Annotated in this window: 2 protein-coding genes; both read left to right on the top strand. The window is 27.6% G+C overall.

The window, feature by feature from the left end:
• Positions 1–217: 217 nt before the first annotated feature.
• The gene (locus IC214_RS01605) at positions 218–1255 is read left to right on the top strand and encodes an ABC transporter substrate-binding protein (RefSeq protein WP_227866150.1); all 1038 of its coding nucleotides are present in this window, start codon (positions 218–220) and stop codon (positions 1253–1255) included.
• 799 nt (positions 1256–2054) lie between these two features.
• Positions 2055–2241, top strand: a 187-nt coding sequence (locus IC214_RS01610; protein ID WP_413926624.1) for an ABC transporter permease subunit, incomplete at its 3' end; no start/stop codon positions are given.

Below are 2241 nucleotides of genomic sequence, written 5' to 3' on the forward strand. Positions count from 1 at the left end.
GGGAAAAGAAAAAGAAGAATTAACAGTTGAAGAAATCTTAGAAAAATTTGAATATGCTGTTTAAAAGTATATATTATGATAATTTAATTTTAGCTTAGTTACAAATTAGTTTATTTATAAAATAATTGTAAAATCATAATATTTTTAGCAATACTACAATAATTCATATGAATATATGAACATATATAACAACAAAATTTTTGAGGGGGATATAAAAATGATTAATAAAAAAAGATTGGTAAGTTTAATTTTAGCTGGTACTCTTGGAATATCTATGCTCACTGGATGTTCTCAAAATGGAGGCTCGGATGCTTCAAAAGACAATGAAAAAACAGACAAGAGAGAAATAAAAAATATAGGAATCACTCAATTAGTAGAGCATCCATCTTTAGATAAGGCAAAACAGGGATTCATAAAAGCACTAGAAGATAAAGGTTATAAGGATGGAGATAATATAAAAATAGACTTCCAAAATGCACAAAATGATATGCCTACTACACAAAGTATTGCAAGTAAATTCGTATCTGATAAAAAAGATTTGATATATGCTATATCTACACCTTCAGCTCAAGCAGCTTATAATGCTACTAAAGATATACCTATAATCATGACTGCTGTTACAGACCCTGTAGAGGCTGGCTTGGTTAAATCTCTTGAAAAACCAGGTGGAAACGTTTCAGGTACATCAGATTATCTTTCAATTGATAAAACACTTGAATTGGTTAAAACTTTAACTCCAAAAGCAAAGAAAATAGGCGTTATATACAATACTAGTGAAGTTAATTCAAAAATACAAGTTGATTCTCTACATGATTATGCTAAGAAAAATAATTATGAAGTTGTTGAAAAAGGAATCAGTTCTTCAAGTGAAGTTAATCAAGCTATTTCTAGTTTAGTTGGCAAAATAGATGTTTTATATGTTCCTACTGATAATTTAATAGTTTCTTCTATGCCTATAGTTTCTAAAGTAGCTAACGAAAACAAAATACCTATAATAGCTTCTGAAGAAGGCTCTGTATCATCTGGTGCTTTAGCTTGTTGTGGGATAGACTACGAAAAACTAGGTTACAAGGCTGGAGAACTTGCTATTGAAGTGTTAGAGGGTAAACCTGTTGGTGATATACCTGTTGCTATGTTAGATGAAACTGAAATAATAATCAATGAAGATACACTAAAAGCACTTGACATGCAAAAGCTATCAGCAGATAATATAAAGTATATAAAGTCAGATAAAAATGCAAAATCTGCAGAGTAAAATGTAGTAAATTCAAAAAAGTAGGTAATATGAAAACTTTATATAGTAAGTACTCTTATCCACCCTAACCCTTTGAAAATTGTACTTATTGTAGCAATTTATTGCATATAAAGTTATTCATTTTCCATAAAGTCGTCTATTTTGACGACACATTATGAAAGTTATATAACTTTCTAATCATTATTTGAGCTGTCTAAATAGAAATTTAAATTTCTTAGACAGCTTTTTTTTATAAATTTTAATATCTACAGCTTTATCTTCATTCCATATTTTTCTTTAATTAAATATTTTTTCACAAAATTTCCATTCAATCCACAAGTTTAGGATAACGTTTTTTTCAATTGATATATTTTCTTTTGAAAAGTCTAAGTATACACTATGTAGTATCTTAATTAAATTTAGTAGTTGACTTTTATTATTGTATAATTTATAATTTATAACAAGTCAAGAATACATATAATTTTCTGACTAATTAAAATATTAAAAGGGAGAGATAATTATGAATACTTTATTAAACAATAAAAAATATTATTATTACTATAGCCACTATTTCTAGGGTTTGTACCTACGTTTTAACATAGATACAGACCCCTTAAGACTAGCAAAACTTTGGGATTGTATCTATGTAGGCTATATTGTTTATAGAGTTTTCATTTAACTATATAAGAGCCACATAGATTATACTATGTGGCTTATTCGTGTTTTTACCACATAGTTGTGTATACTATGTGGTTTTTTTATATACAAAATTAACAAATAATTAAAATTATAAAAATATTTTTAAAGGAGTGTTTTATTTATGTCAGGTATTATATCTGTAATGACGCAAAGTTTAATTTTATCAATCATGGCACTGGGAGTTTATATAACTTACAAAATCTTAGATTTTCCCGATATGTCTGCTGATGGTAGCTACACAATGGGAGCTTCTATTGTAGCATTTTCTCTTACTAATGGGATTTCTCCTATAGTAGCAACTTTAATGG

The organism is Clostridioides sp. ES-S-0190-01 (genome assembly GCF_020658275.1).
In the GTDB taxonomy this organism is placed as follows: Bacteria; Bacillota; Clostridia; order Peptostreptococcales; family Peptostreptococcaceae; genus Clostridioides.

What these genes read in the sequence shown, in the direction of transcription:
- IC214_RS01605 (WP_227866150.1), top strand. Translation starts at nt 218, where the DNA reads ATGATTAATAAAAAAAGATTGGTAAGTTTAATTTTAGCTGGTACTCTT.